This is a genomic window from Xanthomonas sp. NCPPB 3005 (assembly GCF_041228095.2).
GTDB classification, from domain to species: domain Bacteria; phylum Pseudomonadota; class Gammaproteobacteria; order Xanthomonadales; family Xanthomonadaceae; genus Xanthomonas_A; species Xanthomonas_A bonasiae.
The window spans coordinates 367,413-380,599 of the sequence record NZ_CP166096.2; the positions used below are offsets into that span (position 1 = coordinate 367,413).

14 protein-coding genes and 1 tRNA gene are annotated in these 13,187 nt (G+C 68.2%); 7 read left to right on the forward strand and 8 right to left on the reverse strand.

Translation table 11 applies throughout. From position 1 onward, the window contains the following. Window positions 1–888 carry a S9 family peptidase gene (locus AB8810_RS01675; protein WP_179571079.1) on the forward strand — a complete coding sequence of 296 codons (888 nt, stop codon included), beginning with the start codon at window positions 1–3 and terminating at the stop codon, window positions 886–888. 99 nt (window positions 889–987) lie between these two features. Here AB8810_RS01675 and AB8810_RS01680 read toward each other — a convergent pair whose 3' ends face one another. Next, window positions 988–1,305: a hypothetical protein gene (locus tag AB8810_RS01680; RefSeq protein WP_369915362.1), complete on the reverse strand. Its 318-nt coding sequence runs from the start codon at window positions 1,303–1,305 to the stop codon at window positions 988–990. A 325-nt stretch (window positions 1,306–1,630) separates the two neighbouring features. Continuing rightward, on the reverse strand, window positions 1,631–2,434 hold the full coding sequence (dkgB, locus tag AB8810_RS01685; RefSeq protein ID WP_369915363.1) for a 2,5-didehydrogluconate reductase DkgB: 804 nt from the start codon (window positions 2,432–2,434) through the stop codon (window positions 1,631–1,633). A 295-nt stretch (window positions 2,435–2,729) separates the two neighbouring features. Between dkgB and AB8810_RS01690 the strand changes: the two genes are divergently transcribed. From AB8810_RS01690 to AB8810_RS01705, 4 genes are all read left to right on the forward strand, one after another. Continuing rightward, entirely contained in the window at window positions 2,730–2,861 is a 132-nt protein-coding gene (locus AB8810_RS01690) for a hypothetical protein (protein ID WP_369915364.1), read from the forward strand. A gap of 161 nt (window positions 2,862–3,022) precedes the next feature. Continuing rightward, window positions 3,023–4,018 (forward strand): GNAT family N-acetyltransferase, encoded by a 996-nt coding sequence (locus AB8810_RS01695; protein ID WP_369915365.1) that lies wholly within the window; start codon window positions 3,023–3,025, stop codon window positions 4,016–4,018. A 193-nt stretch (window positions 4,019–4,211) separates the two neighbouring features. Continuing rightward, window positions 4,212–4,655 carry an Rrf2 family transcriptional regulator gene (locus tag AB8810_RS01700; protein ID WP_369915366.1) on the forward strand — a complete coding sequence of 148 codons (444 nt, stop codon included), beginning with the start codon at window positions 4,212–4,214 and terminating at the stop codon, window positions 4,653–4,655. Beyond that, window positions 4,645–5,577 (forward strand): NAD(P)/FAD-dependent oxidoreductase, encoded by a 933-nt coding sequence (locus tag AB8810_RS01705; RefSeq protein WP_369915367.1) that lies wholly within the window; start codon window positions 4,645–4,647, stop codon window positions 5,575–5,577. The genes AB8810_RS01700 and AB8810_RS01705 overlap by 11 nt, the downstream gene beginning before the upstream one ends. Window positions 5,578–5,646: 69 nt before the next feature. On the opposite strand, the gene AB8810_RS01710 is transcribed toward AB8810_RS01705, so the two are convergent. The 4 genes from AB8810_RS01710 to AB8810_RS01725 form a co-directional block, all read right to left on the reverse strand. After that, window positions 5,647–6,867 (reverse strand): RtcB family protein, encoded by a 1,221-nt coding sequence (locus AB8810_RS01710; protein WP_369915368.1) that lies wholly within the window; start codon window positions 6,865–6,867, stop codon window positions 5,647–5,649. Between the two features lie 56 nt (window positions 6,868–6,923). Beyond that, a complete protein-coding gene (locus AB8810_RS01715) occupies window positions 6,924–8,045 on the reverse strand; it encodes a slipin family protein (RefSeq protein WP_369915369.1) in 1,122 nt (373 codons plus the stop codon). A gap of 374 nt (window positions 8,046–8,419) precedes the next feature. After that, a tRNA-Lys gene (locus AB8810_RS01720) sits at window positions 8,420–8,495 on the reverse strand. A 438-nt stretch (window positions 8,496–8,933) separates the two neighbouring features. Beyond that, complete coding sequence (locus tag AB8810_RS01725) at window positions 8,934–9,119, reverse strand: hypothetical protein (RefSeq protein WP_369915371.1); 186 nt, start codon at window positions 9,117–9,119, stop codon at window positions 8,934–8,936. A 306-nt stretch (window positions 9,120–9,425) separates the two neighbouring features. Between AB8810_RS01725 and AB8810_RS01730 the strand changes: the two genes are divergently transcribed. Both AB8810_RS01730 and pcaD read left to right on the forward strand, forming a co-directional pair. Continuing rightward, window positions 9,426–9,914 (forward strand): nuclear transport factor 2 family protein, encoded by a 489-nt coding sequence (locus AB8810_RS01730; protein WP_179571070.1) that lies wholly within the window; start codon window positions 9,426–9,428, stop codon window positions 9,912–9,914. 322 nt (window positions 9,915–10,236) lie between these two features. Further along, the gene (gene pcaD, locus AB8810_RS01735; RefSeq protein ID WP_369915372.1) at window positions 10,237–11,016 is read left to right on the forward strand and encodes a 3-oxoadipate enol-lactonase; all 780 of its coding nucleotides are present in this window, start codon (window positions 10,237–10,239) and stop codon (window positions 11,014–11,016) included. Between the two features lie 73 nt (window positions 11,017–11,089). Here pcaD and AB8810_RS01740 read toward each other — a convergent pair whose 3' ends face one another. Both AB8810_RS01740 and AB8810_RS01745 read right to left on the reverse strand, forming a co-directional pair. Further along, window positions 11,090–12,136, reverse strand: a complete 1,047-nt coding sequence (locus AB8810_RS01740) for an NADP-dependent oxidoreductase (RefSeq protein ID WP_179571068.1) — start codon at window positions 12,134–12,136, stop codon at window positions 11,090–11,092. Further along, window positions 12,133–13,092 (reverse strand): aldo/keto reductase, encoded by a 960-nt coding sequence (locus AB8810_RS01745; protein WP_369915373.1) that lies wholly within the window; start codon window positions 13,090–13,092, stop codon window positions 12,133–12,135. Before AB8810_RS01745 ends, AB8810_RS01740 begins: the two co-directional genes overlap by 4 nt. Window positions 13,093–13,187: the final 95 nt, after the last annotated feature.

Below are 13,187 nucleotides of genomic sequence, written 5' to 3' on the forward strand. Positions count from 1 at the left end.
ATGGAAACCAAGCTCTCCAGCATCGATATCGCGGTGGACGGCGACGCCTTGAGCGGCACCCTGCTGACGCCGACCAATGGCATGCCCGGGGTGCTGTTCGTGCATGGCTGGGGCGGCAACCAGCATCACAACCTGGTGCGCGCGCGCGAAGCGGTCGGCCTGGGCTGCGTATGCCTGACCTTCGACCTGCGCGGCCACGAAGGCCTGGCGTCGATGCGCGAGACGGTGACCCGCGCGCAGAACCTGGACGACATCAAGGCGGCCTACGATCGGCTGGTGGATTCGCCGCAGGTGGATCCGGAGTCGATCGCGGTGGTGGGCTTGAGCTACGGCGGCTATCTCGCCTCGCTGCTGACCCTGGAGCGGCCGGTGGAGTGGCTGGCGCTGCGTTCGCCGGCGCTGTACAAGGACGCGCATTGGGACGGCCCGAAGGTGGCGTTGAACCGCGATCCGGATTTGATGCCGTATCGGCACCGCGCCATCGCGCCGGAGGACAACATCGCGCTGGCCGCGTGCCAGCGCTTCCGCGGCGACGTCTTGCTGGTCGAGGCCGAGCAGGATGTGATCGTGCCCGGGCAGGTGCTGAAGAACTACGCCGCCGCGTTCTCCAATGCGCGATCGCTGACCTCGCGGGTGATCAAGGGCGCCGACCACGCGCTGACCCGCAAGGAACATCAGCTCGAATACACCCGCTACCTGGTCGACTGGCTCACCGAGATGGTGGTCGGGCGCCGCGTGGCGCTGGCCAAGAACGTGGTCGAACGGCGCAAGCAGCAACTCAAGAGCACGCAAGGCGATGCGGCGACATCGCCCGGACAGGGCTCGAAGGAGTTCCAGGGCCGCATCGAGGCCAAGGAACGCACCTCCGACGCCACGCCGTCGCGGTGAAGCGCTGGCGCGGCGGCGCCGCGGCGGATCATGCGCGCGACGAAGCGGTCGCGCTGCAGTCTGCAACGCGATCCCATTCCGGCGCGCTCGCCGCTGCCGTCAGTGGCTGCGCCCGGATTGCTCCAGATGGTGCCAGGCGTGGCGGACCAGCCAGCGCGCCTCGTCCCACGGCACCGACAGCGACGGCGCCAGGTGGTGATAGGACTCTTGCAGCACGCGGTACAGCTGCGCTTCGGTGGCGCGCGGATAGGCCAGATAGACGTCGTAGCCCATCTTCAGCAGCGAGGCATAGTCGGAGAAACCATGGTGGCCGAGGCGGCCATTGGCATGCGCATGCCGCCAGTAGGCCATTTCGGCATCCAGATCGACGGCGCGATGAGCGTGGGCAGGACGAGCGGGAGCGGAAGCGGTCTGCATGGGTAGGACTCCTCTCGAAGCTACCCCCCTGTCGCTCCGATCCTAGCGGATCGGTGCCGCGATTTGCGCGTGCAGCACGATATCGCGCGCGAATCGCTGAACCGCTAAGCGAGATGAGCGGACAGATGTGCTGTAAGCGTTTGCAACGCAGTGCTGGATAGCGCGCCGGTTGCGAGGGCGCATGACGCGCCGTCCTCGTGCCCGGCGAGGATGCGTCATGCGACGGGGCGCCACGCACGCGTCACACGCCTTGTCATGCAGCACATGCCGATCGCCGTGGAGGCGACGGCACGATCACCGATCCAGGGCTGGCAGCGCCGCGGCTTCAGTCCCAGTCCGGCGCGATACCGGCGGGGTTCGCCAGCCGTTCGCCGCGATCCAGCGTGGCGATCTGCGCCATGTCCGCGTCCTCCAGGCGCAGCGACTGCGCGAGCAGATTGCTGGCCAGGTTCTCGCGCTTGGTCGAGGACGGGATCACCGCATAGCCCTGCTGCAACGCCCAGGCCAACGCCACCTGCGCCGGCGTGGCGGCATGGCGTGCGGCGATCGCGGCGATCACCGGATCCTGCAGCACCTTGCCGTAGGCCAGGGTCATGTACGAGGTGACGTGGATGCCCTGTTGCTGCAGGTAGCCGATCAGCTTGCGGTTCTGCAGGTAGGGATGCACTTCGATCTGCTGGGTGGCGATCGCCTCGGCGCCGAGGATCGCGATCGCCTGCTCGGTCAGCGCGATGGTGAAGTTGGACAGGCCGATCTGCCGGGTGAGGCCCTGCCGCTTTGCGTCGGCCAGGGCGTGCAGAGACTCGGCCATCGGCACCGCATCGCGCGGCGAGGGCCAGTGCACCAGGGTCAGGTCCACGTAGTCGCTGCGCAGCTTGTCCAGGCTCTGGCGCAGGCTCGGCAGCAGCTTGTCGGCGGACAGGTTGTCGGTCCACACCTTGGTGGTGACGAACAGGTCCGCGCGCGGCACGCCGGAGGCGGCGATGGCCTGGCCGACCTCGGCTTCGTTGCCGTAGATCTGCGCGGTGTCGACGGCGCGGTAGCCGAGTTCGAGTGCGTTGCGAACCGAGTCGACGACGACCTGGTCCTTGAGCCGGAACGTACCCAGGCCGAAAGCGGGAATGCGCATGCGGTGACTCCTTGCGAGGAAGATGGGAAAGAGCGCTGGATTTCAGTATGCGAGCGGTGCAGTTGCGGTAGCGTCGGCGCGCATCGCACCGGGTTGGCCGAACGCTGCGGTGGCGCCGAGGGGCGCTCACAGGCATGCAGGGCCAAAAGACGGAAGCGGGAGCATGACGGCATCCCGTAGGAGAAAGCAGGTTCACAGTGTGGACCTGTCCCTGGCCCGGAAAAACCCGCCGCCAGACCAATCACTTTTGCGTTCTGGTCAATAATCGGCTTCCGATTCCGCCATCCGCCTTGCCATGAAGACGACGCTGGAGGTGCGGCAACCGATCCATGCCGAGTACTACCGCAACACCGTGTTCTCGGCGCGCATCGCCTCGTTTCTCGATCCCCTGGCGGAGGCCATGGGGCCTACGCCGTTCGCGGCGTAGCGGCTAACCGCTGCCTGAGCTGAGTAGGTGCATGCGCAGCCGGCGGCCGGCCAGATCGCCAACGACGCGGCATGCCGCAGCGGCCGTCCGGTCGTGGCAAGACCATTGACCGGCGCCGCCAAAAGTAGTTGTATGAAGCAACGAAATTGCCGGAGCCGACCATGCCAGCGGTGGATCCCGTCGTCGTCGAACAGATCCGCGCCGCCTCGCGGCAGCTGGTGCGCGAACTCGGCTTCCTGCAGGACACCCTCGCCGCGACCGACTATCCGCCGTCGGCGGTGCATGCGTTGCTGGAGATCGACGCGCGCGACGCGGTCGGCGCGTCGCAGCTGGCCGACTGCCTGCAGCTGGAAAAATCCAGCGTCAGCCGCATGCTGCGCAAGCTGATCGCGGCGGGCGAACTGCGCGAGCGCACCAGCGCCGAAGACGGCCGCGCCAAGCAATTGCGGCTCTCCGCGCGCGGCCGGCGCACGGTGCAGGGCATCCACGCTTTCGCGCGCGCGCAGGTGGAGGCCGCATTGGCGCCGCTGCCGGCGCAGGCGCAGGCGGACATCGGCCACGGGCTGGCGGTCTATGCGGCCGCGTTGCAGGCCCTGCGCAATGGCGCCGCGCCGCCAGCGCCGCAAGCGGTGCGCATCGACGGCGGCTACCGGCCCGGTGCGATCGGCCGCATCGCAGAAATGCACGCCACCTTCTATGCGCGGCATGCCGGCTTCGGGCAGTTCTTCGAAACCAAAGTCGCGGCGGGCGTCGCCGAATTCGCCGCGCGCCTGGAGCGGCCCGGCAACGGCCTGTGGCTGGCGATGCAGGCGCAGCGCATCGTGGGCGCGATCGCCATCGACGGCCAGGACCTGGGCAACGGCGAGGCGCATCTGCGCTGGTTCGTGGTGGACAACGGCCTGCGCGGCAGCGGCATCGGCCGGCAGTTGCTGCAGCAGGCGTTGCAGTTCTGCGACGCGCAGGGTTTCGCCGCCACCCGGCTGTGGACCTTCGCCGGCCTGGACGCGGCGCGGCGGCTGTACGAGGCGCACGGTTTCGCGTTGCTGCAGCAGTGCGAAGGCGACCAATGGGGGGCGAGCGTGATCGAACAGGTGTTCGTGCGGCCGCGGCCCGCGGTCGCGGCACCGGCGCAATCGTGCTGGCGGCAGGACGGCTAGCGGCCGCCATCCGCACCCACGCCAGGCATGCGCGCCGCGTATCGCCTCGTTGCCGGGCCATCTGCTCGTCGCACTGGTGCCGAGCGTTCGTTGCGCAGCGGTTCGCCTGCGCGGCACATAGCGACTCGGCGACTCGACCGGCCGGCAAGCGGGACGCTGGACACGCGCCAAATAATGTAACTATTATAGTTACATGAAAAGAAACACGCAGCTGTCCGACGTGCTGCACGTGCTGGTGCACCTGGCCCAGCATGGCGAGCCGATGACCTCCGAGCAGATGGCGGCCTGCCTGCAAAGCCATGCGGTGGTGGTGCGGCGCCTGCTGGCGCGGCTGCGCGACGCGCAACTGGTCGAATCCACCCGCGGCCACGGCGGCGGCTGGCAGCTGGCGCGCGCGCCGGAGGCGATCAGCCTGTACGACGTCTATGTCGCGCTGGGCGAGCCGCTGCTGCTCGGCCATGGCGTGCGCGGTCCGCATCCGGATTGCGCGATCGAGCGTGCGGTCAACGCTGCGCTGGACGACGGCTATCGCCAGGCGCAGGCGGCACTGGCCGCGCAGCTGCAGGCATTGACGCTGCGCAAGTTGGCCCGGCGCGTGCAACGCACATCCAGGCAGGAGCAGACCGATGCAGCATGACGCGGTGATCGTCGGTGGCAGTTTCGCCGGCCTGTCGGCCGCGCTGATGCTCGCGCGCGGGCATCGCAAGGTGCTGGTGGTCGATGCCGGCCTGCCGCGCAACCGCAACGCCGCGCACTCGCATGGTCTGCTGGCGCTGGACGGCATGCCAGGCAGCGCGGTGCTCGCGCAGGCAAAGGCGCAACTGCTGAACTATCCCACCGTCGCGTGGTGGGACGGGCAGGTCGAAGCGGCAAAGGCGCTGCCCGGCGGCTGGGAGCTGGCGTTGGCCGATGGCCGGCAGGCGCAGGCGCGCGGCCTGGTGCTGGCGACCGGGGTGGCCGATCGGTTGCCGGAATTGCCCGGCGTGGCGGAACGCTGGGGGCACAGCGTCATGCACTGCCCGTATTGCCACGGCTACGAGCTGGGCCGGCAAGCGCGTATCGGCGCGCTCGGCAACGGCACCACGGCATCGGCGGAGCAGGCGCTGATGCTGGCCGACTGGGGGCGGGTCACGCTGTTCGCGCAAGGCATGCCGCTGGACGATGCGGAGTTGATGGCCAGGCTGGCCAAGCGCGGTGTGCAGGTGGAAACGCGGCGGGCGCTCGCGCTGGAGGGCAATGGCAAGGCGATCGACGGCATGCGCGTGGACGATGGCGCGCGGGTGGAGATCCAGGCGCTGTTCGTGGCCGCGCCGACGCAGATGGCCAGCCCGTTGGCCGAGCGCCTGGGCTGCGTGTTCGACGACGGCCCGTCCGGCCCGTATCTGCGCGTGGACGAGCGCAAGCAGACCAGTGTGCCGCGGGTCTACGCGGCCGGCGACGCGGCGCGCATGTTCGGCAATGCGACCCTGGCCTCGGCCGACGGCGTGCTCGCCGGCGTCGGCCTGCACCATGCGCTGATCGCCGAAGACAGCCAGCCGGATCCCGCGAGCGGCGCATAAAAAAAGGCCGCCCGCGAACGGACGGCCTGCTACCGGCAACATGCCGCCCCGCTTGCGGGGGCGACAGCCTCAGCCCTTCACGCACAGCACCTGACGCAAGGTGTGCACCACTTCCACCAGGTCGCTTTGCGCGGCCATCACCGCATCGATCGACTTGTACGCCGCCGGCGATTCGTCGATCACCGCCGCATCCTTGCGGCATTCCACGTGCGCGGTGGCCTCGCGGTGCTGGGCCAGGGTGATCTGCTGGCGCGCGGCGGTACGGCTCATCACCCGGCCGGCGCCGTGGCTGCAGCTGTGGAAGCTGTCGCCATTGCCCAGCCCGCGCACGATGAAACTCTTCGCGCCCATGCTGCCGGGGATGATGCCCAGCTCGCCGGCACGCGCGCTGACCGCGCCCTTGCGGGTCACCAGCAGTTCCTCGCCGGCGTGCGTTTCCTTCTGCACGTAGTTGTGGTGGCAATTCACCGCCAGCTTCTCCAACTGGAACTTCGGCAGGCGGTGACGCATCTCCGCCAGCACCCGCGCCATCATCGCCTCGCGGTTCTCGCGCGCGTAGTCCTGCGCCCAGGACACCGCTTCCACGTAGTCGTCGAACAACGGCTCGCCTTCCATGAAGAACGCCAGGTCCTTGTCCGGCAGGTGGAAGCCGAGCACGCGGTGCGCCAGCTGCTCGCGCGCCTGCTCGATGAAGTAGCTGCCGATCAGGTTGCCGGTGCCGCGCGAGCCGCTGTGCAGCATCACCCACACCGCATCGCTCTCGTCCAGGCACACTTCGATGAAGTGGTTGCCGCCGCCGAGCGTGCCGATCTGGCAATCCAGCTTGTCGGTGCGGATCCGGCGGTGCCTGGCCTTGATCGTGTCCAGGCGCGCGACCAGCCCCGACTGCGCGATGCGCGTGGCGATGCTGTCGGGCAGCTTGCGGTGTTCCCCGCCGCGGCCGTTGCCGACCGGCACGCTGCGCTCGATGCTGGAACGCAGTTGCGCCAGGCTGTCGGGCAGATCGGCCGCGCGCAGCGTGGTCCGCACCGCGGCCATGCCGCAGCCGATGTCCACGCCGACCGCGGCCGGGATGATCGCCCCGCGGGTCGGGATCACCGAGCCCACGGTCGCGCCCTTGCCCAGGTGCACGTCGGGCATCACCGCCACCCACGGCCCCACGAACGGGATCGCGGCGATGTTGCGCATCTGCTCGTGGGCCTGCGCTTCCAGCGGCACGCCGCGCACCCAGCCCTTGATCGGCGTGGCGCTGCCTTCGGCGTGCAGCAATTCGTAGTTCTGGATACTCATCGTCTTCATTCCTTCGAGGCCATGCGCGGCGCGTCCCTGCGCTGCGCATGGCGGTCCTACTTCATCGTCACCAGCTGCTTCAGCACGCCATCCAGGCCGCCGAACACGGTGAGCTTGTCGATCTTCTCGGTGACCTTCTCCAGCGCCTCCAGCTCCTTCAGCCGCATCAGCACCGGGTTGTCCTCAATCAGCTTGGCGGTGTTGAGCAGCGAACGCGTGGCGTTGGCCTCCTCGCGCCGGCGGATCACGTTGGCCTGCGCCGACTTCTCCGCCTGCACCACCGCGTTGAGGATGTCCTTCATCTCGCCGGGCAGGATCACGTCCTTGACCCCGACCCCCAGCACCTCGATGCCGAAGCCGGCCACCTGCTCGCGCACGTAGCCGAAGATGTCCGCATCCAGCGACGCCTTGTCGCCCAGCAGTTCGTCCAGCGTCTTCGCCGACACCGCACGCCGCAAGCCGTACTGCAGCTCGCGGTACAACTGGTCGCCGTACTTGGCCACCCGCGTCCGCGCGGCGATCGGGTCGGCGACGCGCATGCTCGCGGCCAGGTTGACGCGCAGGCTGACCTTGTCGCGGGTCAACAGCTCCTGCCCGGACACCTCCACCGACTGGATCCGCAGCTCGATCACTTCCGCGACGATGTTCTTGCGGAAGTTCCAGAACGCGTAGTGCCCCGGTGCCAGGGTCTGCTGCAGGCGCCCATCGACGAACACCAGTCCCGCCGACTCGGCCGGAACGTCCAGCGCCACCGCGAAACGCGACAGCAGGCCGAGCTGGCGCAGGCGCTGGGCGACATCCGCCGGCACCGCCAGGCTCTCGCCCAGCGGCAGACGCATCACCTCCACCGCGATCAGCCCGCGCCAGTACAGCCGGCGCGTGCCGGGCGCCAGCACGTCTTCGAGCTTGCCCTGCTTGAACACCAGGCCGACTTCGTCGCTGCTAAGGTCGGCCAACACGAAGACCTCGTGCAGCTGTGCGCCCAGGCGCGCGATCAACGCATCGGCATCGGCGCCGGCGTAGTCCGGCACGGCGATATTGCAGGTCTTCACGTCGATCCGCCGCGACGGATCGAACAGACGGTAGACGCCGGGCGCGAGCACGCGCTCGAAACGCCGGTTGCGATACATCAGGCCGCGCTCGCTATCGCCGATCACGACCCGCTTGGTCCAGAACATGGCACGTTCTCCTTGTGTGGCTCTGGTGATCCGGTCCTGTGGATGAAATCGCCGCGCCGGACCGACGAGCGCGAGGACGCCACGTCGCGAGCGCCATGGGCGCCGCAACGCTGCAAGAGAAATGCAAGTGCGCGCACGACGTCGCCACGGCGGCCAGCGGGCGCTGTCGGTGCGGAGGCCGGCGCGTGTCGTCGGCATCGCGCTGCATTGCGATGCGACCGTCGGCGCAGGCGCGCACGTCCAGGGCGGCGTGGCGGCGGCAGCGGCGCTGCGGTGCATGCGTTACGCAGCGCCGGTGGCGATGCGTGCGGCGTGTCCCGCGCGGCGCGACTTGCTGGGCTTGCGCCCGGTATTGCACATGACGTGACAGGTCATGGTTCTCGGAGCGGGATTCGAACCCGCGACACTCGGATTAAGGTTCCGATGCTCTACCAATTGAGCTATCCAAAAGCGACGTGCCGGAGTCGAACCGGCGACACGTGGACGCGCCACTGCTCTACCTCTGAGCTAACGTCTGGTGGAAACTGCACGTCCCGGCTGCAGGCATACGCGACGGCAGTGCCGTGCGCACCGGACGGGAATGGCATCCCGTACCGCTAGCGACCATTAAGTGCAGTTTCCCATTGCCGCCTCTTTCGAAACGGCAATTCCTGCGTCGATTCCATTCCCGCCGCCCGCGTCCGGCACCTGGACGCAGCGCTTGCGCGCCTCGCGAGCGAAACTTCCCTGTTTCCGGGCATTCCATGCCCGGGTGCCTGGGATGTTGGATCGACAAAAACAAAAAAGCATGCGAACGCGCAAAGCAAAACGCCCCCGGCATGGTGTCCGAGGGCGTTCGCGTTCCTCGGAGATCGATGCAACCGATCTCCGCAACGGGCGATCAGTCGATCAGGTGGCGCGATCCAGCCGCAGCGCGGTATCGCGCAGCGCACGCAGGACCGCTGCGCGCGTTTCGCGCTGCAGGCCGGGCAGATGTGCGGTGAAGGGGCGGAAGGTCATGATCGTCGGAGTCGTCGTTGCCGAACGTGTCGGCTGATGGGCGCGCACATTACCTGCGTTGTTTTCATTGCGCAAGGGGTTTATCGAATTATTTTTTCTCTCTCGCCAATCTCTCGATCGCTGCGCTCCGCGTCGGCAGCCGCCGGAAGATTCGCAACTCGCGAGGAGGCGTTTCCAATTCTGGTGTTTTGGTTACTGTGGCCGGCTCCGCAAAGCGAAAAAAATCATCGGGAAATCGCCGCATTTTCTCCCGGCGATGCCCGACCTGGCGCAATGCGCACTGCTAGGCTCGCGGTGCGTCCTCCAGCGGCCAATCACTTACTTTCCGGTTACTGGATGGTGCCTGCGATCAAGCCCCTTCCCCCCGACGGAGTCATCGAAATGAAAATTCGCCTGCATGCGTCTCTGCTCGCATTGCTGCTCGCGTTCCCCGCCGCTTCCGCATTCGCGCAAACCGCGGTTACCGCCAATCCCAACCACCAGCAGCTGCTGCAGGGCTCGGATTGGCGCACCGAGGCGAACAAGCGCCTGGTCTACGACTTCTGGCGCATCGTGTTCGAGGCCGGGCACACCGAGTACGCGCCGATGTACATGGCCAAGGACTATATCCAGCACAATCCGACCGTGGCCAACGGCCGCGACGCGTTCCTGCAGTTCCTGACCGCCTTCGTCAAACCGCAGCCGATCAAGCCGCGCGTGCAGCTGCCGCTGGTGGCGATCCTCGCCGAGGGCGACTACGTGACCCTGGTATCGGTGCGCACCTTGCCCGACCCGAAGGATGCGACCAAGACCTACACGACCACCTGGTTCGACATGTTCCGCATCCAGAACGGCAAGATCCAGGAGCATTGGGATCCGGCGACCAAGTGAGATAGGCCAGGATCCGGGACATCGCGGCGATGCGTCGCTGCGGCACGCACGAGGTGTGTTGTCGCAGCGACGCGGTGCGTGTGGTCGTGATGCCGTCGTCGCACGGATTTCCTTGTTGTCCGGCGCCGACACAGGGTGGCGAATTGGATGTCGGTGTGGGCCGCACGTGCAGTCGGTCGCGCATGCGCCTCAAGAGTTCTGTGCCGGCTTGCGGTAGCGAACACCCGGCGGTGCGCGCTTGGAGCATGCTGGCAAGGCGCGAGGGAGCTAGACTCCGGTAGCGGCCATCGGTCGCGCGCCCTTCCCAGCCGACCCCGCCGCCATGCCCTTCCTCGAACTTCCGACGCATCGCCTGCATTACCGCATCGACGGCAGCGAAGGCCGCCCATGGCTGACCTTCTGCAATTCGCTCGGCACCGACCTGCACATGTGGGACGCGCAGATCGACGCGCTGGCACCGTACTACCGGGTGCTGCGCTACGACCGCCGCGGCCACGGCGCCTCGAGCGCCGCGCCTGGACCGTATCGGATCGAGGCGCTGGCCGGCGACGTACTGGCGTTGCTCGATGCGCTGGCGGTCGAGCGGACCCATTTCTGCGGCCTGTCGATCGGCGGGCTGACCGGGCAATGGCTGGGCATCCACGCCGGCGCGCGCCTGCACACGCTTACCGTGTGCGCGACCGCGGCCAGGATCGGCACCGAGGATGGCTGGCAGGCACGCATCGCGCAGGTGCAGGCCGACGGACTGGCGTCGCTGCTCGCCGGCACCCGCGAGCGCTGGTTCACCCCGGCCTTCGCCGAGATGCAGCCGGCAACGGTCGAGGCGATCCTGGCGAGCTTCCTGAGCACCGATGCGCAGGCCTATGCGGCCTGCTGCGAGGCGCTGGCCAGCGCCGATTTCCGCGAGGTCCTGGGCGAGATCGCTACGCCGCTGCTGGCGCTGGCCGGACACGACGATCCGGTCTGCCCGCCGGCCGATCTGCAGGCGATCGCCGCGCAGGCGGCGCGCGGCAGCTTCGCCCAGGTGCATGGCCGGCACCTGTGCAATGTGGAATCGCCGCACGCCTTCAACGACGCGCTGCTGCGCTTCCTGTTGCAATAGACGCGGTCAGGGCTGCACAGACAAGCGCCGCGCGATCCCGACCGCGCAGCGCAGGCTGTCCCATCCCGAATCCCTAATCCCGGCTTTCATCCAGCTGCACAACCAGCTTGCCGAAATTGCCGCCGCCGAGCATGTCGATGAAGGCCTGCGGCGCGTTCTCCAGCCCCTGCACGACATGCTCGCGATAGCGCACGCGGCCGTCGGCCAGCCACGCGCCCATCTCGCGCAGGAACTCGGGATAGAGCTTGACGAAATCGCCGACGATGAAGCCGCGCAGGGTCAGCCGCTGGCGCAGCACCTGGTTCATCAGCGCCGGCAGGCGGTCCGGCCCCGGCGGCTGTTCGCCCTTGTTGTTGTAGGTGGCGACGGTGCCGCACACCGGCACCCGCGCGAAATCGTTGAGCAGCGGCAGCACCGCATCGAACACGTGGCCACCGACGTTCTCGAAGTACACGTCGATGCCGTCTGTCGCGGCGGCGCGCAGTTGCTCGGCGAAGTCCGCAGCACGATGGTCCAGCGCCACGTCCAGGCCCAATTCCTCGCGCAGGTAGCGGCATTTCTCGGCGCCGCCGGCGATGGCGATCACCTTCGCGCCGCGCAACCTGGCGATCTGCGCCACGCTGGCGCCGACCGGGCCGGTGGCGGCGGCGACCACGACGGTCTCGCCGCTCTGCGGCTTGCCGATTTCGTGCAGGCCGGCGTAGGCGGTGAAACCGGGCATGCCGTAGACGCCGAGCGCGGTGCTCGGCGGCAGCGGCGAGTGCGGATCGAGCTTGCGCCGCAGGCCGGCGCCGTCGGCCACCAGGTGGGTCTGCCAGCCGCCGCTCTGCACCAGCACCAGGTCGCCTGGCTTGAGGTCGGGATGGTGCGATTCCAGTACCTCGGCGACGGTGCTGCCGACCATCACCTCGCCCAGCTGCACCGGCGGCGCGTACGAGGGCGCATCGCTCATGCGTCCGCGCATGTACGGATCCAGCGACAGCCAGCGGTTGCGCAGCAGCACCTGGCCGGGACCGGGCACGGCCAGTGGCGCCTGTTCGATGCGGAAATTCTCCGCGGTCGGCGCGCCTTGCGGACGCGAGGCGAGGACCACGCGGGTGGTATGGGAAGCGGTGCTCATACGGTTTCCTTGCTGGCGATATCCAGTTGCGCGATGTCCTCGGCCGACAGCGCCAGGCGCGCGGCGGCCAACAACTGCTGCAACTGCTCGATGCTGGTGGCGCTGGCGATCGGCGCGGCGATGCCGGGGCGCGCGATCAGCCACGCCAGGGCGACCTGGGTCGGCGTGGCCGAATGCTTGCCGGCGATGTCGTCGAGCGCGGCGAGGATGCGCAGGCCGCGCGCGTTGAGGTAGCGCGCGATCACGCTGTCGCCGCGCGCCTGGCTCTTCGCCGCATCGGCGGGACTGCGGTACTTGCCGCTGAGGAACCCGCGGGCCAGCGCGTAGTAGCAGAGCGTGCCCAGTCCCTGTTCGCGCACCAGCGGTTCCAGGCCGGCCTCGTAGCCGGCGCGGTCGTACAGGTTGTATTCGGGCTGCAGCGTCTCGTAGCGCGGCAATCCGTACTGCGCCGACACCTTCAACGCTTCGGCCAGGCGTTCGGCGCTGTAGTTGGAGGCACCGATCGCGCGCACCTTGCCTTGCTCGATCAGCCGCCCGAACGCGGCCAGCGAGGCTTCCAGCGGCACCGATTCGTCATCCTCGTGGGCCTGGTACAGATCGATCACGTCGGTCTGCAGGCGCTGCAGCGATTCGTCCACCGCCGCGGCGATGTTGTCGGCGGCCAGGCCCGGGCGTTCGGCCCACTTGCCGACCTTGGTCGCGATCAGCACCTTGTCGCGCTTGCCGCTGCGCTTGAGCCACTGGCCGATGATGGTTTCCGACTCGCCGCCGCGGTTGCCGGGCACCCAGGCCGCGTACGCATCGGCGGTATCGATCAGGTTGAAGCCCGCTTCGACGAAGGCGTCGAGCAAGGCAAAGGAGGTCTTGGCGTCGGCACTCCAGCCGAACACATTGCCGCCGAAGGCGAGCGGCGCCGCGTGCAGGCCGGAACGGCCGAGTTCGCGCGTGTGCAGCATGGGGAACGCTCCGCTGTGGGGAAGGGCGACAGGATAGTCGTCCGAGGTTTCGGTATCGGGGCGATGGTCGCGAAAACAGCGTTCCGTTTGCGTGA